Origin of the sequence: Bradyrhizobium sp. UFLA01-814 (assembly GCF_046718885.1) — a bacterium.
Lineage (GTDB): Bacteria > Pseudomonadota > Alphaproteobacteria > Rhizobiales > Xanthobacteraceae > Bradyrhizobium > Bradyrhizobium elkanii.
In genome coordinates this window covers 19,385-41,051 of sequence record NZ_JAQOSR010000045.1, presented here as the reverse complement: position 1 = coordinate 41,051, position 21,667 = coordinate 19,385, and the positions used below count along the sequence as shown (strand labels likewise).

The 21,667-nt window shown below is 65.4% G+C and carries 21 protein-coding genes; 8 read left to right on the top strand and 13 right to left on the bottom strand.

The features are described 5' to 3' along the window. Nucleotides 1-126: 126 nt before the first annotated feature. From cckA to flgB, 7 genes are all read right to left on the bottom strand, one after another. Nucleotides 127-2,691: a cell cycle histidine kinase CckA gene (cckA, locus tag PMN64_RS16150; RefSeq protein WP_411781348.1), complete on the bottom strand. Its 2,565-nt coding sequence runs from the start codon at nt 2,689-2,691 to the stop codon at nt 127-129. Nucleotides 2,692-2,833: 142 nt separating this feature from the next. Beyond that, complete coding sequence (gene flhB / locus PMN64_RS16145; protein WP_411781337.1) at nt 2,834-3,907, bottom strand: flagellar biosynthesis protein FlhB; 1,074 nt, start codon at nt 3,905-3,907, stop codon at nt 2,834-2,836. 10 nt (nt 3,908-3,917) lie between these two features. Next, a complete protein-coding gene (gene fliR / locus PMN64_RS16140; protein ID WP_304496123.1) occupies nt 3,918-4,688 on the bottom strand; it encodes a flagellar biosynthetic protein FliR in 771 nt (256 codons plus the stop codon). A gap of 18 nt (nt 4,689-4,706) precedes the next feature. Beyond that, entirely contained in the window at nt 4,707-4,970 is a 264-nt protein-coding gene (gene fliQ / locus PMN64_RS16135; RefSeq protein WP_016844766.1) for a flagellar biosynthesis protein FliQ, read from the bottom strand. A gap of 110 nt (nt 4,971-5,080) precedes the next feature. Further along, on the bottom strand, nt 5,081-5,392 hold the full coding sequence (gene fliE, locus PMN64_RS16130) for a flagellar hook-basal body complex protein FliE (protein WP_016844765.1): 312 nt from the start codon (nt 5,390-5,392) through the stop codon (nt 5,081-5,083). Nucleotides 5,393-5,418: 26 nt separating this feature from the next. Beyond that, nucleotides 5,419-5,844 (bottom strand): flagellar basal body rod protein FlgC, encoded by a 426-nt coding sequence (gene flgC, locus PMN64_RS16125; RefSeq protein WP_018272466.1) that lies wholly within the window; start codon nt 5,842-5,844, stop codon nt 5,419-5,421. Nucleotides 5,845-5,955: 111 nt separating this feature from the next. Next, entirely contained in the window at nt 5,956-6,366 is a 411-nt protein-coding gene (gene flgB, locus PMN64_RS16120) for a flagellar basal body rod protein FlgB (RefSeq protein ID WP_038385465.1), read from the bottom strand. Between the two features lie 359 nt (nt 6,367-6,725). On the opposite strand from flgB, the gene PMN64_RS16115 reads away from it, so the two are divergent. The 4 genes from PMN64_RS16115 (at nt 6,726) to PMN64_RS16100 (ending at nt 10,595) form a co-directional block, all read left to right on the top strand. Next, the gene (locus PMN64_RS16115; protein ID WP_411781334.1) at nt 6,726-7,667 is read left to right on the top strand and encodes a flagellar biosynthetic protein FliO; all 942 of its coding nucleotides are present in this window, start codon (nt 6,726-6,728) and stop codon (nt 7,665-7,667) included. Next, entirely contained in the window at nt 7,664-8,416 is a 753-nt protein-coding gene (gene fliP, locus PMN64_RS16110) for a flagellar type III secretion system pore protein FliP (RefSeq protein ID WP_063709685.1), read from the top strand. The genes PMN64_RS16115 and fliP overlap by 4 nt, the downstream gene beginning before the upstream one ends. Before the next feature lie 87 nt (nt 8,417-8,503). Further along, the gene (locus PMN64_RS16105; RefSeq protein ID WP_411781332.1) at nt 8,504-9,391 is read left to right on the top strand and encodes a hypothetical protein; all 888 of its coding nucleotides are present in this window, start codon (nt 8,504-8,506) and stop codon (nt 9,389-9,391) included. Between the two features lie 52 nt (nt 9,392-9,443). Beyond that, complete coding sequence (locus PMN64_RS16100; protein WP_411781331.1) at nt 9,444-10,595, top strand: aminotransferase class V-fold PLP-dependent enzyme; 1,152 nt, start codon at nt 9,444-9,446, stop codon at nt 10,593-10,595. On the opposite strand, the gene PMN64_RS16095 is transcribed toward PMN64_RS16100, so the two are convergent. The 4 genes from PMN64_RS16095 to PMN64_RS16080 all read right to left on the bottom strand — a co-directional run bounded on the left by PMN64_RS16095 (nt 10,592) and on the right by PMN64_RS16080 (nt 14,012). Next, a complete protein-coding gene (locus PMN64_RS16095; protein WP_411781330.1) occupies nt 10,592-11,836 on the bottom strand; it encodes a YbfB/YjiJ family MFS transporter in 1,245 nt (414 codons plus the stop codon). The two genes, PMN64_RS16100 and PMN64_RS16095, sit on opposite strands and share 4 nt — an antisense overlap. Nucleotides 11,837-11,970: 134 nt before the next feature. Further along, on the bottom strand, nt 11,971-12,681 hold the full coding sequence (locus PMN64_RS16090) for an SDR family NAD(P)-dependent oxidoreductase (protein WP_411781329.1): 711 nt from the start codon (nt 12,679-12,681) through the stop codon (nt 11,971-11,973). A 127-nt stretch (nt 12,682-12,808) separates the two neighbouring features. Beyond that, a complete protein-coding gene (locus tag PMN64_RS16085) occupies nt 12,809-13,750 on the bottom strand; it encodes a LysR family transcriptional regulator (RefSeq protein ID WP_411781328.1) in 942 nt (313 codons plus the stop codon). A 25-nt stretch (nt 13,751-13,775) separates the two neighbouring features. Beyond that, the gene (locus tag PMN64_RS16080; RefSeq protein ID WP_411781327.1) at nt 13,776-14,012 is read right to left on the bottom strand and encodes a hypothetical protein; all 237 of its coding nucleotides are present in this window, start codon (nt 14,010-14,012) and stop codon (nt 13,776-13,778) included. A gap of 273 nt (nt 14,013-14,285) precedes the next feature. Between PMN64_RS16080 and PMN64_RS16075 the strand changes: the two genes are divergently transcribed. Further along, the gene (locus tag PMN64_RS16075; RefSeq protein ID WP_411781326.1) at nt 14,286-15,122 is read left to right on the top strand and encodes a glyoxalase superfamily protein; all 837 of its coding nucleotides are present in this window, start codon (nt 14,286-14,288) and stop codon (nt 15,120-15,122) included. 12 nt (nt 15,123-15,134) lie between these two features. Here PMN64_RS16075 and PMN64_RS16070 read toward each other — a convergent pair whose 3' ends face one another. Then, complete coding sequence (locus PMN64_RS16070) at nt 15,135-18,962, bottom strand: tetratricopeptide repeat protein (protein ID WP_411781325.1); 3,828 nt, start codon at nt 18,960-18,962, stop codon at nt 15,135-15,137. A gap of 174 nt (nt 18,963-19,136) precedes the next feature. Here PMN64_RS16070 and PMN64_RS16065 point away from each other — a divergent pair, with 174 nt between their 5' ends. Further along, a complete protein-coding gene (locus tag PMN64_RS16065; protein WP_411781324.1) occupies nt 19,137-19,439 on the top strand; it encodes a type II toxin-antitoxin system RelE/ParE family toxin in 303 nt (100 codons plus the stop codon). 1 nt (nt 19,440) lies between these two features. Then, the gene (locus PMN64_RS16060; protein WP_028339801.1) at nt 19,441-19,731 is read left to right on the top strand and encodes an addiction module antidote protein; all 291 of its coding nucleotides are present in this window, start codon (nt 19,441-19,443) and stop codon (nt 19,729-19,731) included. 96 nt (nt 19,732-19,827) lie between these two features. Here the strand turns inward: PMN64_RS16060 and PMN64_RS16055 are convergent, their stop codons facing one another. Then, nucleotides 19,828-20,670: a c-type cytochrome gene (locus PMN64_RS16055; protein ID WP_411781322.1), complete on the bottom strand. Its 843-nt coding sequence runs from the start codon at nt 20,668-20,670 to the stop codon at nt 19,828-19,830. A gap of 529 nt (nt 20,671-21,199) precedes the next feature. Here PMN64_RS16055 and PMN64_RS16050 point away from each other — a divergent pair. Next, on the top strand, nt 21,200-21,646 hold the full coding sequence (locus tag PMN64_RS16050) for an SgcJ/EcaC family oxidoreductase (RefSeq protein ID WP_411781321.1): 447 nt from the start codon (nt 21,200-21,202) through the stop codon (nt 21,644-21,646). The last annotated feature ends 21 nt before the right edge of the window (nt 21,647-21,667 follow it).

The following is a 21,667-nucleotide window of genomic DNA, read 5'->3' as shown; positions in this document are numbered from 1 at the left end:
GACACTATGGTCCTTGTGGATGCGACGGCGCGTCCTGCCCCGATATGCGGCCGAGGATCAACCGGAACAGCACCCGCCCGCCACGTCCCTGGAACAGGTGAATCCGTAACGCGCATCGCCGCGCGGCTAGTTCGCCGTCATGGTTTCCTTCACCGCGGCGACCAACTGCGTCAACGTGAAGGGCTTCGGCAGGAACGCGAACTGCTGGTTCTCCGGCAGGCTCTTCTCGAACGCGTCCTCGGCATAGCCTGAGACGAAGATGATCTTCAGCTCCGCGTTGCGGCTGCGCATTTCCTTCAGCAGCGTCGGGCCGTCCATCTCCGGCATCACGACATCGGAGACGACGAGATCGACGGCGCCGTTCTTCTCCTCGAACGCCTCGAGCGCCTCGACGCCGTTCGCCGCCTCGATCACGCTGTAGCCGCGCGAACGCAGGCCGCGCGCATTGAGCGAGCGCAGGCCGTCCTCATCCTCCACCAGCAGGATGGTGCCCTGCCCGGTGAGATCGGGCTTCGGCTTGGCGGCTTCCACGGCGGTTTCCTTGGCCGCGCCGTTGCCGACCTGGGCCTCCGGTGCGACCTCCTGCTCCTGGCGATGCCGCGGCAGATAGATCCGGAACGTGGTGCCGCCGCCCGGCACGGAATCGACATAGACGAAGCCACCGGTCTGCTTGACGATGCCGTAGACGGTGGACAGGCCGAGACCGGTCCCCTTGCCGACTTCCTTGGTCGAGAAGAATGGCTCGAAGATCTTGTCGATGATCTCGGCCGGAATGCCGGTGCCGGTGTCGGCGATCTCGATCTTCACATAGTCCGCCGCCGGCATGCCCTTGTTGGCGAGCTGGGCGGCTTCCTCGGTCGGCACATTGGCGGTGCGGATGATCAGCTTGCCGCCGTCGGGCATCGCATCGCGCGCGTTGACCGCAAGATTGACCACCACCTGCTCGAACTGCGAGACGTCGACCTTCACCGGCCACAGGTCGCGGCCATGCACCAGGTCGAGCTTGACCTTCTCGCCGATCAGCCGGCGCAGCAGCATGGTGAGGTCGCTCAATGCATCGCCGAGATCGAGCACCTGCGGCCGCAGCGTCTGGCGGCGCGAGAATGCAAGCAGCTGCCGCACCAGCGTCGCGGCGCGGGTGGCGTTCTGCTTGATCTGCATGATGTCCTGGAACGACGGGTCGGTCGGCTTGTGCGCGTTCAGCAGGAAGTCGTTGGCCATCATGATGGCCGACAGCACGTTGTTGAAGTCGTGTGCGATGCCGCCGGCGAGCTGGCCGACCATCTCCATCTTCTGCGACTGGTTGATCTGGTTTTCCAGTGCGCGCCGCTCGGTGGTCTCGAGCATGTAGACGATCGCGGTCTCGGCGTCGCGCTCGTCCTTCTCGACGGTGGTGACGAAGAACTGGGCAAAGCGCTCCTTGGCCCCGTCGAGCATCACCTCGACCGGCGCGATGTCGCCCTGGCCCTCGGCCGCCTGGTTGATCGCGGCGATCAAGAGGCCGCGGTCGCGCGGATTGACGGCGCGGAAGATCGACTTGGCGGCGCCGCCGTCGCCATTCAGGCCCTGCGCCAGCTTGGCATAGCGCGCATTGGCGCCGACCACATTGCCGCCGCGATCGACGGTCGCGATCGCCATCGGCGTATGGTCGAAGAAGCGCATGAAGCGCACCTCGGCGGCGCGCTCCGGATCGGAATGCTCGTCGCGGGCGCGGCTGATCACCAGCGTGCGCGAGGCGCCCGCCGCGCCGTCGGCGCCGAAGGCGAGCTTGTGATAGAGCCGCACCGGCACGGTCTTGCCGCCGCGCATCCGCAGGTCGATGTCGAACACCTCGGTCTTGACCTCGCCCGGCACCGCCGCAATCGAGGTCAACAGCGCCGCGCCGTCGCCCGAGACGATGTCGGTCAGTTTCAGGCCGCCCGAGCCGATCTCGGCCAGATCGTAGTCCAGCCAGTTGGCCAGCGTGGCGTTGACATAGGCGATCTCGCCGGCCGGATTGACCGAGAAGAAGCCGCATGGCGCGTGATCGAGATATTCGATCGCGTGCCGCAGCTCCTGGAACACGTCTTCCTGGCGCTCGCGGTCGCGGGTGACGTCGGCGATCGACCAAACCGCATATTTCGCATCGCGCTTGCCCTCGCCGAGCGGGCGTACCCGCAGGCGCAGCCAGCGGCCCTGGCCGGCCTCCTGGCCGGCGACGCGGACCTCCTCCTGCTGCCGCTTGCCCTCGCGGGCAGCCTTCAAAAGGCGGAACACGGCCTCGGAGACGTCGGGGTTGCCGATGAAGACGCGCTCGACCGGACGGACGTCCTGCGGCCCGGCCGCGCCGGTCAGCGTGAGATAGGCGGCGTTGGAATAGACCACGTGGCCGCGGGAGTCGGTGACGACGAGCCCTTCCTGGGCCTGGTCGGCGATCCGCGCCATCACCGGATCATCGGTGGCACGGTCGGAGAAGCGGATGATGCCGGCGGCAAGGGCGAACAGGTTGAACAGCCCGACGGTGGCGAGCAGCGCCAGTACGCCGAGGATATAGGGCTGCGCCTCGGTGCGGCCGATGGTCATCAGCCAGACCGCCACCGCGACGATGCCGGCGGCGATCAGGACCACCAGCAGGATGCTGCCGTTCCGCCGCGCTGGCCCGTGGGCCACGAACGGCTCGGTCACGGAAGGATCGTTGCTATCGGCGGTCATCTGGAGAGACATGGCTCGTCTGCATCACGAAGGCGACCGGCCGGCCACCTCGCCCCTGAGTGCCTGAATCGGACCCGAAAACGCAAGTCCAACAGGCGTCAATTTCGCAAGTTACGCGCATTTCAAGCGGGTTTTCCGCCCCTTACTGCCGCAGGCCAGACAGGCCGCGCCTCAGCCGCATCACGTAGCCGATGATTTCGGCAACCGCGTGATAGTGCTCGACCGGGATCTCCCGGTCGAGCTCGACCGTCGCATAGAGCGCCCGGGCCAGCGGCACGTTCTCCACGATCGGAATGTCGTGCTCCTTGGCGATCTCCCGGATCTTGAAGGCAAGATTGTCGACGCCCTTGGCGACGCAGATCGGCGCCGACATGCTGCGGTCGTAGGCCAGCGCCACCGAATAGTGGGTCGGGTTGGTGATGATCACCGAGGCCTTCGGAACCTGGGCCATCATGCGCTTCTTGGCGCGCTGGACCCGCAATTGCTTGATCCTGCCCTTGACGTGCGGGTCGCCTTCCGACTGCTTGAACTCCTCCTTCATCTCCTGCAGCGACATCTTGTGACGCTCGTACCAGGTCCGGTACTGGAAGAAGTAATCGGCGATCGCGACCGCAGCGAGGATGGCCACCACCGCCGCCAACAGGTGCGCCGTCATGCCGGTGATGGCGGGCAGCAGCTCGGCCGGATCGACCCGCAGGAAGGATTCCATCCGCATCCGATCGGGCCACAGCACCGCGACCATCACGGCGCCGAGCGCAATCAGCTTGAACAGCCCCTTCAGGAAATTCGCCACCGCCTGCTTGCCGAACAACCGCTTGAAGCCGGCAGCCGGCGAGATCTTGGAGAATTTCGGCTTCAGCTGCTCGCCCGACCACACCAGCTGATGCTGCACCATGTTGCCCGCGATCGCGGCCAGCGCCAGCAACAGGAACGGCACCCCGATCGCGGCGACCACCGCGTAGCCGAGCGACTGTGTCAGCGCCAGCAGGCCGGCGCCGTCGGTGCGGATCATCCATGAATTGGCGATCAGGTTGCGCAGCGGCATCAAGATGCCGCTGCCGATCGAGCCCGAGAAGGTCGACAGCACCAAGGTGCCGCCGGCGATCACGAACCAGGTGTTGACCTCCTGGCTCTTGACGACGTCACCTTTCTCGAGGGCTTCATCGAGACGTTTTTGCGTAGGGTCTTCTGTTTTGTCTTCGGTATCGTCCGCCACTTCTTCCCCCCTAATTCATCGGAGCGAGCTGGCGCATGACGCCGAGGAAATAGTCGAGATAGGTGTTCATCATCGCGGCGAGCACGACGCCGAAGATCAGGAACCCGACCATGATCGAGAGCGGCACGCCGACGAAATAGACCTGCATCTGCGGCATCAGCCGCGCCAGCACGCCAAGCCCGATGTTGAAGACCAGGCCGAACACCAGGAACGGCGCGGACAGCTGCAGGCCGATCTTGAAGGCGGCGGAGAAAGCCGAGGTCGCAAGCGCGGCGATGTCGCCGGTCGGCATGATCTCGCCCGGCGAGAAGATCCGGTAGCTCTCGCTCAGCGCCGCAATGACGAGATAGTGGCTGTCGGTCGCAAACAGCAGCGTGAGGCCGAGGATGGTGAGGAAGTTGCCGATGATCTGGCCCTGCTGCCCCTGGGTCGGATCGACCGCGGTGACGAAGCCGAGGCCGAGCTGCTGCGCGATCACGGAGCCCGCGACGTTGAGCGCCGACAGCGTCACCCGCGCGGTCGCGCCGAGCACGATGCCGATGATGAGCTCATGCACCATCAGGACGCCAAGCGAGGAGATCGACGTCAGGTCGACATGATAGGCGTTGCGATGCAGGGGAAGGATGATCAGCGTCAGCAACAGCGCGATCGACAGCTTGACCCGCGCCGGGATGTTGCTCTCGCCGAAACCGGGCAGCAGCATCACCATCGCGCCCACGCGCGCGAAGACCAGCACGAAGATCGCGGCCAGCGCCGGCAGCAGGGAGACATCGATGCGCATGACCGCGGCATTAGTGCATCAACCGCCGATGATTCGCGATGAAATCCGCATCATGTGGCTGGAGAGCGAGTCCGCCATGAACGGCAGCGCCAGCAGCAATGTGACGAAGATCGCGAGGATCTTCGGCACGAAAATCAGGGTCTGTTCCTGGATTTGCGTCAGCGCCTGGAACAGCGACACCACGACGCCGACCACGAGGCCGACCACCATCAGGGGCGACGACACCACCACGATGGTCCAGATCGCATCGCGCGCCACGTCGAGGGTTTCGGGGCCGGTCATTGTTGAGTTCTCGCTTCTTGCAACTTGTTTCGTCATTCCGGGGCGCGCGTAGCGCGAATCCGGAATCTCGAGGTTCCGGGTTCGCTTCGCGCCCCGGAACGACAGTGAAATCAAATCGGCATCTTCATGATGTCTTCATAGGCCTGGATCACGCGGTCGCGCACCGAGACCAGCGTCGACACCGCAACGTCGGTGTCGGCGACCGCCGTCACCACGTCCATCACATTCGCCTTGCCGGAGGCCATCGCCATGGTCTGCGCGTCGGACTTCTTGCCCGCCTCCAGCACGCTGCCGACGGAGTCCTTCAGCAGCGCGCTGAAGGATGGGCCGGCGACGGCCTGCCCGGCCTTCTCGGCGCCGCCGCGCTCCATCATCTTGGCGAGGTTGGCGTAGGCGTTGGCGGCGACTGTCGGTGAAGCCATGATTTACGTTCCCTGTTCTTGTTGCGTCAGGACTTGAGGATGTCGAGCGTGCGCTGGATCATCCGCCGCGTCGCGCTGATGATGTTGAGGTTGGCCTCGTAGGAGCGCTGGGCGTCGCGCATGTCGGTCATTTCGACCATCGCATTGACGTTCGGATATTTGACGTTGCCCGAGGCGTCCGCCGCCGGATTGCCCGGCTCGTGCTTGACCCGGAACGAAGACTGGTCGGGGCGGATCCGGCCCAGCGCCACGACCTGGGCGTCGAGCGTGCGATCGAGCGTGGAGGAGAAGGTCGGCACCTTGCGGCGGTAGGGGTCGCCGCCCGCGGTCTGCGCCGTCGAATCGGCATTGGCGATATTTTCCGAGATCACACGCATGCGCCCCGCTTGCGCCCGCAGGCCTGAGGTCGCGATGCTCATCGAGCGGGCGAAATCGCTTGTTCCATCTGCCATGGGATCCTCCTGCCGCCGTCAGGCTTTTGCTGGTTGGGGCATGATCTCCGCGCAAACGCGTTCCGCGTTTGTCGCGACGGAAAACCGCTGCACACTTTTCCGGGTCATGCCCTAGCCCTTGCCGATCGCGGTTTTCAGGAGATGCAGGCTGCGGCTGTAGAGCGAGGTGACGGCCGCATAGTCCATCTGGTTGGCCGACACCTTCAGCATCTGCTCCTCGAGATTGACCGCGTTGCCGGCCGGACGGGTCTGGAACCCGCTCTTGCCGCGATCGTTGTCGAAGCTGTCGGGCGCCCCGGACGCCGCCATGTGGGTGGTGCTGGTCTGCATCATCGGCAGCGTCCCCACGCCGCCGCCGACCGTGGCACCGGCCCGGTCGAACTTCGGCTCGACCAGGTCGCGCGGCCGGAAGCTCGGCGTGTCGGAATTGGAAATGTTCTCGGCGAGCACCCGCTGGCGCTCCTGGTGCCACTGCATCTTGGTGCGCAACGCCGACAGGATCGGGAGATCGTTCATGGCCATCGCCGCGGCTCCGTCAACCTCTGGGCTCTTCCGAGGTAGGCAGAATTTGCCCGGTGTATGGTTAACGGGTGGTTAAAATGCCGGACGGATCCGTGGAGAACGCCGCAACTGCAGCCTGCGAGCGCATTTTCGCCACGAATGCTGCGTTAACCAGCACAAACCAAGACAGTGTGGGGCACTGAGAAGTCGTTTTGGGACAAGCGATTCTTGGTTTATTAATAGAACAGTGGGCTGCAAGCCGCTGGGAATTAAGAAATAAGGCGAATCTCGGGCGCGATTCGCTGCGCAAACCGCACCTGTCAATCCGCGCCCGTTGATGGCGAAAGCTGAGGAAGGCCAAGATGGCCGGGGACTCCAATATGCAGGTCATTACATTCGTCTTGGCATTCGTTGTCGTGCTGGCGCTGATCGGCGTGACCGCATGGCTCGTCCGCCGCTTCGCCGGAAACCGCCTCGGGGCCAACGCCAACCGAGGACGCATGCCGCGCCTGGCGGTGATCGACGCTGCCGCCGTCGACGGGCGGCGCCGCCTGGTGCTGGTCCGCCGCGACAATATCGAGCATCTCCTGATGATCGGCGGCCCCACTGATATCGTCGTCGAGCCGAATATCGTCCGCGCGATGCCCGCGCGCGATCAAATGTCGACCCGCCCCGCGGTCGCAGCCGATGCCGCGCCGCCGCGCGTGGCGCCGCTTCCGGATGCAGCCTGGAACGAGAGCGAAGCCGCCCGCTCCGACAATTTCGAGCTTCCCGAGCCGGAGCTGCCGCCGCGTCAGGCGCGGCCCTCCTTCGCCGACGAACTGCGCCGGCCCCCGCCGCCGCTCGCCGAGCGTCGCAGCGATCCGCTCGCCGGCTTTACGCCCGAACGCGGCGAGCCGCGGCCCGATCCGATGCCGCCACGCCTGCCGCCGCGCTCCGAGCCGGTGGTCCCGCGTCCGCCGCGCGCCGCCGAGCCGCCGAAGGCGCCGCCGCCGCTGCGCACAACCGAGCGCGCCGTGACGCCGCCGCCACCGCCTCCCCAGGCACCGCCGCCGACTGCGACGCAGGCGCCTTCGGCTGCGCCGCCTCCATCGAACGCCGACGCCAATCTCGCCGAGATGGCGCAACGGCTCGAAGCGGCGCTGCGCCGCCCGACCGGCGCCGGCGAGACCGTCGCGCCGCCGGTTGCGCCCGAGGCGCCGCCGGCGCGCCCGCAGCGCAGCGAGCCGCCCGCCCCGCCCGCCGGCGGACAGAAGAGCGGGTTCGAAAATCTCGAGGATGAGATGGCCTCGCTGCTCGGCCGACCGAAGAATCCTTCGTGAGACCAGGGGCAGTCCCGCGTAGAGTTTTTTTTATCGCTGTCCTGATCGCCGCCGGATCCCTCGCTGATCCGGCGATGGCGCAGGATATCAGCATCAATCTCGGCGGCGGCAATGGCGGCGTGACCGAGCGCGCGATCCAGCTGATCGCGCTGCTCACGGTGCTGTCGATCGCTCCGTCAATTCTGATCATGATGACGTCGTTCACGCGCATCGTGGTCGTGCTGTCGCTGCTGCGCACCGCGCTCGGCACCGCCACCGCACCGCCGAACTCGGTGATGATCGCGCTTGCGATGTTCCTCACCGCCTTCGTGATGGGCCCGGTGCTGCAGAAATCCTATGACGACGGCATCAAGCCGCTGGTCGCCAACCAGATCGGCGTCGAGGACGCGTTGCAGCGCGCCTCGGTCCCCTTGCGCGGCTTCATGCAGAAGAACGTCCGCGAAAAGGATTTGAAGCTGTTCATGGACCTCTCCGGCGAGCCGCCGCCGGCGACGCCGGAGGAGATGTCGCTGCGCATCCTGGTGCCGGCCTTCATGATCTCCGAGCTGAAACGCGCCTTCGAGATCGGCTTCCTGCTGTTCCTGCCGTTTTTGATCATCGACCTCGTGGTCGCCTCGGTCCTGATGTCGATGGGCATGATGATGCTGCCGCCGGTGGTGGTCTCGCTGCCGTTCAAGCTGATCTTCTTCGTGCTGGTCGACGGCTGGGCCCTGGTCGCCGGCAGCCTGGTGCAGAGTTACGGGGGGTAGCGCCCTGCGAAACATTCATGGCCCGTCAGCTGGATCGGCCGTGCCATTGCACTATCATGCGCAGCACCGCATCCAGGGAGCCGCGCCGTGCAGCAACCATTCGACCGCGCCGCAGAAGACCTCGGCAACGCCATCCATCTCGAACATGTCAATGTGCAGGTACCCGACCAGCGCCTCGCCGCGCTGTTCTACGTCGCCGGCATCGGGCTGACCCGCGATCCCTATCTGATGGTCTCCGACAGCAACATGTGGGTGAATGCCGGCCGCAGCCAGTTTCATCTGCCGAGCGGCCGGCCGCAGGTGCTGCGCGGCCACACCGGCATCGTGATTGGCGGGCGGCAGGCCCTGCTGCAACGGCTCGCTTCGGTCGCGCCCAAGCTCGAAGGCACCGCGTTCAGTTATCGCGAGCGCAACGATCACGTCGAGGCCACCTGCCCCTGGGGCAACCGGCTACGCTGCTTTGAACCGGACGCCCAACGGTTCGGGCGTATCGCGCTCGGCATGCCCTATGTCGAGTTCGAGGTGCCGCGCGGCACGGCTGAGGCGATCAGCCGGTTCTATCCAGAGATCATGGGCATCCCCGCCAGCGTTGTGAACGGTGACGGCGTCGTCGCGCGCGCAAAAGTCGGCAAGGATCAGTATCTGCAATTCCGCGAGAGCGACGCGGCGCCGGGCGAATTCGACGGCCATCACATCCAGATCTACATCACGGACTTCTCGGGCCCCTATCAGCGGCTGCGCGAGCGCAATCTGGTCTCGCGCGAGGACAATCAATACCAGTACCGCTTCTGCGACATCGTCGATCCGGCCGGCGGCCGGCATCTGTTCACCGTCGAGCATGAGGTGCGCAGCGCCACCCACCCGATGTATCTGCGGCCGCTGGTCAACCGCAACCCGGCGCAGACCAACCGCACCTTCGCCAACGGCTACGACCAGGCGCCATGGGCGATGGGGCCGGACCAGTATGACGGCTGAGCGCACACCTCCGCGTCACGCCATCCCTCGCAAATTCCAGCAACGAGACGACATGCTTCCTTCCCAGCGCCATCTGTTCGAGATTCCACGCGAGGTCTGCTACCTGAACTCGGCGTCCTACAGTCCGCTGCCGCTGAAGACGCTCGACGCCGGCCGCGCGGCGGTGGGACGCAAGGGCCAGCCCTGGACGATCGATCCCGGCTTCGCTAGCCGCCAGCATGAGCGCGCCCGGTGCGCGGCGGCCCGTCTGATCAATGCCGCACCCGACGATGTCGCGCTGATCCCCGCGATCAGCTACGGCGTCGCGACGGTGGCGAAGGCGCTGAACATTCCGCGCGGCACGCGCGTCATCGTGCTGGAGAACGACCATTCCTCGCCGGTGCTGGAATGGCACGCCCGTGCCGAGGCGCAGGGCTTCGTCGTCGACACCGTGCGCCAGCCCGCCGACGGCGACTGGACATCGGCCGTGCTCGGGGCGATCGAGCGGCCAGGCGCGCCGCCGGTCGGCCTCGCCTCGATCTCGTCGGTGCACTGGTCGGACGGCGGCATGATCGACGTCGACAAGGTGCAGGCCGCGCTGCGGCAGCACAGCGCAATGTTCGTGATCGATGCGACGCAGAGCGCGGGTGTCGTGGCGATGGACGTGACGAGGCTCGACCCCGACGCCGTGATGTTTCCGACCTACAAATGGCTGATCGGCCCCTACGGCCGCGCCTTCCTCTACATTGCAAAACGCCACCAGAACGGCGTGCCGCTTGAGCAGACCTCCAGCGGCCGCCGCAACGTGAATTCCGAGAACCCGGTCTATTTCGGCGATCTCGCCTATGTCGACAACGCCACGCGTTACGACATGGGCGAGCGCGATCATTTCATCACGCTGGAGATGGCCTCGATCGGCATGGAGATGATGGCGGAATGGGGCGCCGCTGCCGTCAGCGCACGGCTCGCGATGCTCAACGAGCGGATTGCCGACGGCGTGCGTGACCTCGGACTCGACGTGCCGGCGCGCAGCATGCGCGCGCCGCACATCCTGAGCCTCGGCATGCCAGGCGGCATCCCGAAGGAGTTGATCGCGCGGCTCGCCGCCGAGAACATCCATGTCGCGCTGCGGCTTGGCCGGATGCGGATCTCGCCGCACGTTTTCAACGACGAGGCCGATGTCGATCGCCTCGTCGCTGTCTTGACCAAAACGTTGCGCGGCTAGTTGGACTTGTGCCGCAGTCCGACAACGCTGAATAATTCAATCGCCAGCGCGACAGTCACTCCGGCCGCGCCGATCAGGAACAGCAGCGCATAGTCGCCGCCGCTGTGCGCGAACAGCCAGGACAGGCCGTAGGCGCCCGCCGCCTGGAACAGCGCGAAGGTCGTGGTGGCCTGCGCCCAGGCAGAGCGCTGGCTCGCCGCCGAATGCGGGATCAGCTCGTGGATGCGGCCGATCACCAGCGGCACGATGCCGGGCGTGAAGCCGCCGACGATCAGGCTCGACACGATCAGTGCGGCGGGCGAATTCGTCACGGCGGGCAGCGCGACCGCAACGGCCTCGATCAGGAACGCCGCACGCAGCGCCGCGGCGAAGCCGGCGCGATCGGCGAGGTGTCCCGTGAGCAACGGTCCGACCACGGCGCCGATGCCGTACAGCACCCAGTAATGCGATCCCGCCGCGATCCCCTGCCCGAGCCCGCGCGCGACGAAATCGACCAGGAACACCATGTGCGGCACCAGCGCCAGCGCGTTGAGGCCGTATTCCAGGCACAGCGCGATCACTAGCGGCGAGCGCACACCGTGCGACGCGACGGCCTGCTCCGTCACATTACGCGCGGCAGGAGCTTCGGCGGGCCACGCCTTCCAGCTGATCAGTGTCAGCACCGCCGACAACACGCCAAGACCGTACCAGGCCTGCTTGACGCCCTGCTGCAGCAACAGCGGCACCAGCGTGCCGGACGCGGCGACGCCGAGGCCAACACCGGCAAAGATCACGCCGCCGATCAAGCCGCGCTTGCTGGGTGCGGTATGCGGCAGGATCGCCGTCGCCGCCAGCACCATGATCACGCCGCCGCTGACGCCGGCGAGAAAGCGGAAGCCGAAGAACCAGATGAAGGAGATCGGCACCGCGCAGGCAAAGCAGGTGATGGCGGCCAGCACCATCATGCCGCGCAGCGCCCACACCGAGCCGATGCGCGCGCCGAGATCGCGGGCGATCAACGCGCCGGCGAGATAGCCGGCAAGGTTGGCGGCACCGAGATAGACCGCTTCCGCCGGCGTGAACCACTTTGCGGCGATCAAAGCCGGGATCAGCGGTGTATACGCGAAGCGCGCCAGTCCGAGCCCGACCAGCGAGGCGCAGAGCCCCGCGGCCGCGGACAGCCACAGCGGCCCGCCTGCGTCCCGGTGCGGCTCGGCGTGATGATGGCGCCGGTGATGATCGACATTAGCTGACATGGACATCGCAGTAGGCGCTCCGGCCGTTCGTGAAAAATGATTAGTTGCGATCGCAGCAATCGTTCACGGCGATCGCGGCGCACCGCTCCCGATCGGGAGAGGTGCGCGGTTCGATTGGGCCGAGGCCGTGATCACACTCGTCAGTGGCCGGCGCTTTGGCCGCCGTCGACATGCAGGATCTCGCCGGTGACGAACCCCGCGCCTTCCAGGAACAGCACGGCGTCGACGATGTCCTTGGCTTCACCCATGCGTCCGACCGGATGCTGCTTGGCGAGGAAGTCGTGCGTCGCGGGCGCGTGCATCGGTGTCTTGATCACACCGGGCGAGACCGCGTTCACGCGGATGCCCTTGGCGGCATATTCGATCGCGAGCGACTTGGTGGCGGCGTTCAGGCCGCCCTTGGTCAGCGACGCCAGCACCGAGGGAACGTTGCTGTTGGCGTGATCGACCAAGCTGGTCGTGATCTGCACGATGTGCCCGGATCCCTGCTTCTCCATCTCCCTGGCGGCGCGCCGGGTGATGTAGAAGAAGCCGTTGAGATTGGTCGCCAGCACCTGCGCGTAGTCCTGGTCGGTATAGTCGGTGAAGGGCTTGGCCAGGAAGATGCCGGCGTTGTTGACCAGCGTGTCGACGCGGCCGAAGCGCCCGAGCGCCTGCTTGACGATGCGGTCGGCAACTTCGGGATCGCCGATGTCGCCGGCGACGGTCAGAACGTCGCTGTCGGTCGACGGCTTGATGCTGCGGGAATTGGCGACGACGCGCCAGTTGCGGTCGCGATAGCCCTTGACGATGGCCTCGCCGAGGCCCTGCGACGCACCGGTGATGACGGCAACCTTCTGCTCTGCACCCATGATCTCTCTCCATCTGTTGCTGAAGCGACCCTGCGCCGCTTCGATGGAGAGGAAACTAGATACATCCGCTTTCCGCGCGAATGCCCGCTATTCGGCAGACACTCTTCCGCGGCGCGAACGACTGGCGTCATCGGGCTTTCGCGCCGGCCTTGCTGGCCTCGCGCGACAGCCGCTCGAAATAGCGCTTCAGCCGCGGTGTCGCGAAATCGACGAAGGCGCGCACCTTGGGCACCTCGAAGCGGCCCTGCGGCGCCAAAAGATGCACTGGCAACGGCGGATGCTCGTCCTTGGCAAGCAATATCCGCAGCCGCCCGTCGCGGATTTCCTCGGCGATATGATACGAGAACAGCCGGGTGACGCCGTGTCCTTCGCTGGCCGAGGCCACCGCCGCGCGCACCGTGTTGACCACCAGCCGCGGCGCGAACTGGACGGCGCGCGCGATCTTCGACTTCGCTGCCGGCGGGAAGCTCCAGGAGTCGAGCCCGAAATGCGTCATCGCGATGATCTGGTGCTTCGCCAGGTCCGCCGGCTCGCTGATCAGCGGATGCTGCGCGAGATAGCCGGGGGATGCCGCGACCACGCGGCGCACCTCGCCGAGCTTGATCGCGATGAAATTGGAATCGGCGAGATGGGCGATGCGCAGCGCGACGTCGATCCCCTCGTCGATCAGATTGACGGTACGATCGAGCATCACGAGCCGCACCGACACCGCCGGATATTGCGTCATGAAGGCATCGAGCACCGGCCGCAGCACGTCCTCGCCGACGACGACAGGCGCGGTGACGGTCAGCGTGCCGCGCGGCACCGACCGCTCGCCGCCGGCCGAGATGTCGGCTTCCTCGAGCTCGGTGAGAATGCGCCGGCACGCCGCCGCATAGCGCTGGCCGGCATCGCTCAGCTTCAGCGAGCGTGTCGTGCGATGTAACAGCTCGGCGCCGACATGATGCTCAAGGAAAGCGATCGCCCGGCTGATCGCCGCCGGCGAGCGCCGCAACTTCCGGCCGGCACCGGCAAGGCTACCCTCGTCGACCGCCGCGACGAAGACTTTCATGGCGTCGATGCGGTCCATCGATCCCCCAGCTTCGCGGTCGCCGTTACTCCGTCACGTCATACTGCTTGCTGAGGTGGTCGCCGATCTGCACCAGCATCGCGACGCATTCGGGATAGCCGGGCCTCGCCACCGTGGCGTCATTGGCGCTGGCGCGAAACTCCCAGCTGCCGCCGTCGCGCAGCACGGAGATGTCGATGCCGTCGGGGCAGTCGGCATGGGCTTTCAACTCGGCCCGCGCCATCTCGATGAGTTCGGCTTCGGTCTTGATCGGCTTGCTCATGTAAGGACGTCCTCCCGGCGCTTTGCAACGGACGCCATGGTTGCCGATTTGACGGCAGGATGTCGAGAGCACGCGTGCGATCACAACCAGTTGCAATTGACAAAATGCTCGTCCCCGGCGAACATTTGGCAGGGTCGATACCACCCGCCGCTTGCACCCCGCCCGGGGACGGTGAATGTATCAAGCCATGTTTCAGGCTTCCTTTGCCCGCACGAACGGGTCAGCAACGCAAGCCCCTGACGCCTTCCGTTCGTCGATGCAAAGGTTGATCCCATGCGCGACTTTCGTGATGCCAAGACCATGGCGCAGACGCTGCGCGAAGCGCTCGGCGCCAAATCGATCCCCCTCACCCACAGCGACAGCCTGGAGCTGATCGCTAAACTGTTCGGCCAGCGCGACTGGAACACGCTGGCGGCGCGGATACAGGCCGCCGGCGGATCTGCCGACGTGCCGGCTCCCGCTCAGCAATCGCCGCCGGACGCGGTGCGGCAAGAGATCGCAGTCGCGACAGCGGTGCTCGATGGCTATGCCGGCTTCTACCAGCTCAGCGAGCAGGCCGTCCTCAGTGTGATGCGCGAGGATCACCACCTGGCTGTACAGCTCACCGGGCAGCGTGCCGTAGCGTTCTTTGCGGAGAGCCAGACCGAGTTTTTCGCCAGGGAGGTCAACGCCCAGATCAGCTTTGTCATCGCGGCTGACGGTCAGGCGACGTCGCTGATCCTGCATCAAAATGGCGACAAGCCGATGCCGCGCATCGACGCTGCAAGCGCGAAGCAGATTGCGGATCACACCGCGGAGCGTGTGAAGAACCAGTCGCCGGCTCCCGGAACCGAGGCCGCACTCCGCCGCCTGATCGAGGGGGTCGCATCGGGACAGCCCGACTATCGGGACATGACCCCCGCGCTCGCCGCAGCGACCCGCGAGCAATTGCCACACCTGCAGCCTTTCCTCGCCGATCTCGGCGCGATCGAGTCCACACGCTTCCTCGGCGTCGGTGCGCAGGGCGAGGATGTCTACAGTGTGCGACACGCCAATGGCGCCTCGCATTGGCGGATCGCGCTCGACGCCACCGGGATCATTTCCACCGCGTGGGTGTCTGCCGGGCCGTGAGCCCCTGCGCTGCTACTGCGCCGCGCTGGCGCGGCGCTCGCCCTTGATCGCCGGCAGCGCGCTCACCGGCGCGGCCTTTGGCTTGTCAGTCACCGATCCGGTCGCGACCGGATCGGGCAATGGCGCGCGGGCGGTGGCGTCGGGGAAGCGGGTCTTCATCTCGCGGATGAAGCCGTCGAGCGTGTCGACGCTGGCCGCCATTCGCGCGATCTGGGCGAATTCGGCGCTGGACGTCGCGACCGGCTTGCTGGCCGAGTCGAAGGCGAGCTTGTCGGCATCGCCGGACATCAGCGGCGCGTATTTCTCGCGGAACCGGGACAGCCCGATGGCGTCCTCGGCAAGCGCGTAGCCGACCACGGCGCGGATGATGTCGGCCTTCTCGCCAGGGTTGAGCGGGGTGAAGTCGCGCCAGCGGTCGCCATAATAGAGCTCGATCTGCTCGGACGCCTCGCGCCAGTGCCGCGACGCCCAATAGATGTCGGAGCGCAGCCGGATTGCCTCGCGGCCGGTGATGTTCGAGATGATGTCGAGCGCGAGATCGTGCCGGCCGACGTCGCTCTGCGCGCGCGCCTCGAGCAGCAGACGCTGCTGACGCAGTTCGCCGGAGAGATCCGCGATCCGCGTCGAGCGCAGCGCGGCAATGGCGCGGTCGGGCTTGCGGTTCATCAGATAGACCATCGCAAGGCGCGCCGCGACCTGGGCGCGGGCCGCGCCTTCGAGCCGCTTGTCGACCTGGTATTGCAAGAGGTCGGCGGCCTGGTCGAGCAGATCGACGCCGACCAGGCGGTCGGCGAGACGGCGGATCATCTCGTCGCCGCGGCGGCCGATCGGCGTCAGTTCGCGATATTCGTAGAAGGTGCCGAGCGCATCGATCGGCGACATCTCGTCGCCCCTGGGGCCGAGGTAGAGCTGCACGAACAAGGCCGAGGCGGCATCCTGCGCCTGGCGCGATTCCGGCGCGTTCGGCTGCAGCCGGGTCGCGGCACGCGTGACCGCGAAGGCGTCGGCATAGCGTGCCGTCTCGGCGTAGATCTTCGACAGCACATACAGCGTCTTCAGCTCGATATTGTCGCCGCGCCACAGCATCGACAGCAGTTCGAACTCCTTCAGCACATCGTCGCGGCCGATCTCGCCGCGCTTCTGCTTGAGCAGCGTCTCCAGCAACCTGCCCTCGGCGGCAGCCTGGCGATCGGCCGAATTGGCGGCGAAGCGATAGGCGTCGAGCGCATCCTTCTCCTGGCCGAGGGCCTCGGCGAGCCGGCCGCGCAGCACCGCAACCGCGGGCTTCAGCTCGCCGGGAACGCCGACCACGTCGAGATCGCTCTTGCGTCGCGCGGCGCCGGCATAGTCCTTGACCTCGAGCGAGGCCTTCATCGAGTCCATGGTGACGATGCGCTGCAAATCGGGCGGCAGAGTCGCCACCGCGAATTCGGCGTTCTTGAACTTCTCGCGCGCCTCGGCCCATTTGCCCTCGCGGGCGAAAGCGAGCCCCTTCCACAATTGGGAATCGTAACCGTTGCCGATCACCGGATTGGCGAGATCCTTCAGGCCCTGCGCCGGGTGTCCGATCAGGATGCTGGCGACCGCGTGCACCATCACCACCGACGCCGTCTCGCTGCCGCGCTTGCTCTCGGACAGGATCAGATTGGTGACACCATGGGCTTCCTGGTACATGCCGCGCGCCATGTAGAAGTCGGCGAGATCGAGCCGTGCCTGCGGCAGCTGCTCGGCATTGGCCGACGCGGCCGCCGCAATCAGGCCATCGAGCTGCTTGAGGAACGTCTCCGACTGGTTCTTGCGCCACTCGTCCGGATCGAACAACGGCTTCACCGCCGCGGTCGCGCGCTCGGCTGCGACGTCGGCCGATGACAGCGTCAGGCCGCCCGGCCGGCCCAGCATCACCTTGTCGGCGCCGACCTCGGCCTTGACGTCGTCCGCGTTGGGGTGAACCACGACGCCGTGGATCGATTCCAGCAGCGAGAGCTCGACGAAATCCTGCCGCTTGATGATGCCGCGGGTCGGCGGCGGCGCGGTCACCACCCAGAGCGTATCGCCAGCGTCGGGATCGATCAGTCTGTGCAGCTGGCCCGGATTGGCGAGCGGCACGCTGACATTGGCGAGCGAGGGCTCCGAGATGTTGCGCACCACGGTGAGCGGCAATGGCGGCTTCTGCACGCGATCGGCAAAGGTCAGCGTCCAGCTCACGCCGCGCGAGCGGTCATCGCTTTCGAGCGACGGCATCTGCGGCCGGTTGAGGCGGAAGCGCACCGCCTGGCCCTTGTCCAGCGCGATCCGGCTGACATCTGATATCAGCGAGCCGGCCTTGGCGCGGACCGGATCGACGTCGATTGCCTCAGCGGTGTCAAACACCATCCAAACCGTATCGGCGCGGCGGAACAACGCCGCCGGCGTCGCGCCGGGGAATGAGAACGTCACGCGCAAGCCGTCGCTGTCGCGCTGGGCTTCGACAGTGGGCTTGCCGCCGGAACGGGTCTCGGCGACAGGCGGCGATGGCGCCGCGGCCGCCTTCGGCGCTTCCGTCGCCGGCGCGGCGGCGACAGCGGGCACCGGCATCGGCGCGTCGGTCACGGGCGCCGTGGTCGGCTCCGCCACGGAGCCGGCACCACCCTCGTGCGGCGGCGTCGGCGCGGCAGCGTTCTCGGCGTTGGCCGCTGGTGCGGCCGCGATTTTCGGCAGCTCCGGATCGGACAACTCCGATCGGGGCTGCTCCGTTTTGGCGGGCGCGGCCGCCGGTTGCTCGCCGGCGGCTTGCTCGGGTTTGAGCGGCTCGGAGCGCTGCGATTCGGACTTGGCAGGTTCGGACTTCGCCGGTTCGGGTTTCGCCGGCTCGGTTTTGGACTGTTCGGGCTTGATCTCGATCTTGGCCTGCTGGGCGATGCTTTCCGATGTCACCGGCGCGATCGCCGCGGCGCCTTTCGGTTTGGCGCGCGGCGTCGGCAACAATGAGCTCAGCGAGGGCTTTGCCGCCTGCTGCTCGTTCTGCTGGAAGGCGACATCGACGATGTAGCTCTTCTCGTCGCGGAACGAATGCACGTCGACATCGCCAATCAGCGACACGTCGACTGCCGACGTGTCCGTGTCGGCGCGCGCGCTGATCGACGCGACATTTGGCGGGGCGGCGACCTTGGCATCGGCAAGGTCGAAGGTCAGGACCGAATTGAACGACAGCGTCAACTTCTGCTCGTTCAGCACCGAGGAGACGCTGACCCCGTCGGGCACCTCGAACACGAAGCGGACGAAGGTGGGCTGCACCAGCGCGCGAACGCGCACCGGCGGCTTCTTCCTGGCGGCGTCGGTGGCACGCTGCATGCGCAGCAGGCGCTCGGCGGCGCGGGCGCGCTCGGCAAGCTCGCGGATCACCTCCTGCGGCAGCGACGGCGGCGGGCCGGTCCAGCTGTCGGGCAGGAAGTCGATGAAGATGCGCTCGCCGGCGGTCATGGTGTTGATGCTGACGCGACGCGCCAGCGACAGGCGGATCGCCGAGCCGTCGGGATCGCGGCGCGCGGCGCCGACATAATCCGGCACCGCATCCTGCAGTTTCTCGACGGGAATATCGACCGGACGTTTGAAGCGGATCACGATGATCGAGCCGGCGGTCGTGACCTCCGACTCGACATCCTCCTTCAGCCTCAGCACCAGCCGGGCATAGCCGTTCGCGGCGGAGAATGTCGCCTCACCCGGCACCGCGTCTTCGGCCCGCGCCGCAGTCGGATAGGTAAGGGTTGTAAGCGCAAGGGCGGTGGCAAGCAGGCACAGACGCGCGGTCCGCGCCCAGGCGCGGCCTAGCGACCATGTTCCAGCGGCAGCGGTTCGCGCCATCTCGAAACGTCTTCTCGGGACCCCAGCCACACCAAGCGCGAAGCGCCTCGCCCACGCCTCCCGATCTTGGATCGGGCGGCGTTAAGGACCTGTTAACGTCAACGGATTGTTTCGGACCCGGCCGCTGCCACGAAATGGCTGTGTACTATAGTTGACAAATCGACCGCGTCGTGTATGATAATACACACGATCCAGGTCGTTCAGACCGACGCTTTTGCGCACTGGCTCAACTCGCTAGCCGACATGAAAGCGGTCGCCCGGATCGGCGCACGCATCCGGCGTCTCGAACTCGGAAATCCAGGCGATGTTAAATCGGTGGGCGAAGGCGTAAGCGAAATGCGGATCGATTACGGCCCCGGCTACCGGGTGTATTTCACGCGTCGAGGCAGAACCATCGTGCTCCTGCTCTGCGGTGGCGACAAGCGAACCCAAAGCAAGGACGTCAAGGCGGCCCAGAAGATGGTGAAGGAGATTTGAGATGCCGCTAAAGACGACCAAGTTCGACATCAAGGATCATCTGAAGACGCTAGAGCAGCAGATCGCCTATCTCGAAGCGGCGCTGGAAGAGGACGATCCCTCGTTCATCGCGACAGCTATCGGCGACATCGCCAGAGCTCGCGGCGTATCGCAGTTTTCACGCGAAACTGGCTTAAGCCGCGAAGTGATCTACAAGTCATTCCGGCCCGGCGGCAATCCGACTATTGAAACCCTGAACAAGGCGACAAAAGCGCTCGGTTTGAAGCTGAAGCTTGTTCCGAGCGCCGCCTAGCTGCGCAGATAGCGGTGCGCGCTATCCTTGCAGAATTGGAGTCAGCCAGGGGCCGCCGCGACTATGACCGGACAGGATTTGTCCTTGTAACGAGGCTTACTCCGCGCTGCCGGGTACCGTGCGCAAGTACGCCACGATGGCATCGAGGTCATCGGGACTGATCCGGGCGTAGTAGTGGTATCCCATCGGTCGACCGAGACGGCTGCCATCGCGGCTGACACCTTTGGTGATCGCACGCTTGATCTCATCGTCGCTCCATGTGCCGATTCCATTGGTCTTGTTCTGCGTGATGTTGCGTGAAACCGAGATTCCCCACGGCCCGGAAAATTTGACGCCACCGGCGCCAAGGCTGCTCTTGTATTCTCGTCCCCTCGGTCCAATCGGCGTATGGCACGCCATGCAATGCGCGATCGTGACGAGATAGAATCCCTTCTGCACCTTGTCGCTCATCATCGGTTCGGCGAACGCGTTCTCGCCGCCCGGCGGAACGTTCTCGACTTGAGGGACCTTGTAGATCGGATCGGGCACCTTGTTGTGGACCGGCGTGATCGTACGCAAATATGCGACGACCGCGTCGAGATCATTTTCCGTCAGGATGTGATAGAAGCTGGTCGGCATGACCATCGCGGTATGCACACCCTTTGGGGTTTGCCCGGTCCGCAGCAGTTTTTTGATATCGGCATCGCTCCAGTTTCCGATGCCTGTTTCCTTGTCTTGCGTGATGTTGGCGGCATGCACTGTAAAGGGAGGCTCGTCCCAGTATCCTCCGCCCGAGAACGCCTTCTCCAAAACATCGCCGTTCGGTCCCTTGGGCGTGTGGCAATTGCCGCAAGCCAGAATGCCGTTGACGAGGTAGTCGCCCCGTTTGACCAGTTCGGATTGGGCCCATGCCAGATTGGTGGTGGCGATGACGACAAGCATCATGAACAGGCTACGCATATTGGTTTCCTCGAAATTTCTTGGTGACTAAAAATTCAATGTCTGATCGGGCGCAGCTTCGCGCCCGGCACAAATGAGCAATTCAATCAATCAACTCAGGCCGCGGTCCATGCGACCGCAATCACGGAAGGCTCCAAAACAGCGAAGTCGCGCTCGCCTTCCCCACGCCAATGCTAGACTCGCATCAAGCAATTTGGCAATGTCTGTGATGGCTCTGTTGCAATGGCGTTGAAAGCGTTCGGCGCGGATGTACGCCAAGGGGCCACAAGAAGGGGGCCACAAGCCGCCCTGCTCCGCCTATGTCGGCGAAGGATCGCGACCATCAGGCCGGCGATTTGCGGAAGCCTTGTGCCCGCTGGTCCATTGCACCGGACCGGGGCGACTTGGCGAACTCGGCCGGACGGACATCGAAGCGGCCAAGCCGCCCTGTTGATTGGCAATAATGATTTATCGCAACGGGGAAGCAGCCCTGCTGCCTCACCCGATTTCCGATTGTTCTACAATAATTTCTTTTGAGAGGATCACACCCATGCGAAAGCCACTATCAATTCTTGCTCTTTTAATGAGTGTCTCGATTGCCCAAGCCGATCCGAAGGAGGACGCAGCGCAGCTCGTTGAGCGCTGGAGCAAAGCCTTCGCTGACGCCGACCTTGAGGGTATCGTCAGTTTCTATGCCCCGGAAGCGACCATGATCGGAACGTTCGGCAAGGTCGTCATGACGACGCCGGAGCAAATCCGCAAATACTTCGAAACGACAATCCTCAATTCGCGCCCCAACACCGTGGCGCTGCAAAGCGCGGAGACTCTCCTGATCGACGAGAGGACGGTGGTGCTCGCCGGGTTCGACACCATCTCCGGGGTCATGAAGGATGGCCAGCCTTATAGCAGCCTCGGCCGCGTCACATTCGTGATCGCGAAGCAAGGCCCGGATTGGAAGATTGTCCATCTGCACCGGTCTCCGCTCCCGAAAACCTGACGGCAGCCCCCGTCAATTCGT